The sequence below is a fragment of the Stenotrophomonas sp. IS26 genome, assembly GCF_054188265.1.
In genome coordinates this window covers 1-440 of record NZ_JBSZJV010000044.1, presented here as the reverse complement: position 1 = coordinate 440, position 440 = coordinate 1, and the positions used below count along the sequence as shown (strand labels likewise).

Here is a 440-nt window from a genome sequence, read left to right as displayed (position 1 = left end):
CCACCATTGGCCTCAGCCAGCAGCGCACCCAACAGCGCATGAGAGAGCAGCTGCAGTGCAGCGTTCGGATCACTGCCATGGTTCGTATCGAACTTGTCGCCGATCAGGTTCGCCGCATACGGCGCCAGGGCGTTGGCCACCATTTGGCCGCCGCCCTGCCCGGAGGCAGCACCCACCAGCAGCGTGGTAACAGCCTCAAGCGCGCGGCTGTTGTCGCCACCGATGCCCCAGTTCTGCTGCTGTGCCACGGCGTCGCTGTAGCTGTACGGGAACCTGGCTGCGAGCTCATTGGACTTGCCTTCCGCGCTCTGGCTCTTGAAGCGATCCTTCTCCTCATCGGACAGGGTAGAGAGATAGGAATTCTCCAGGTCCCGCATTGCCTGGTTGCCGATATCCCCAGCAATCTGCTTGCTGGTGGCCATCACCGTGCCCATCGCATT

The 440-nt window shown here is 62.3% G+C and carries 1 protein-coding gene; it reads right to left on the bottom strand.

Going from position 1 to position 440, the window contains the following annotated elements:
• The coding region (locus ACW6W5_RS17850) for a hypothetical protein (RefSeq protein WP_458233677.1) at positions 1-422 on the bottom strand (422 nt) is incomplete at its 3' end.
• Positions 423-440 lie beyond the last annotated feature (18 nt).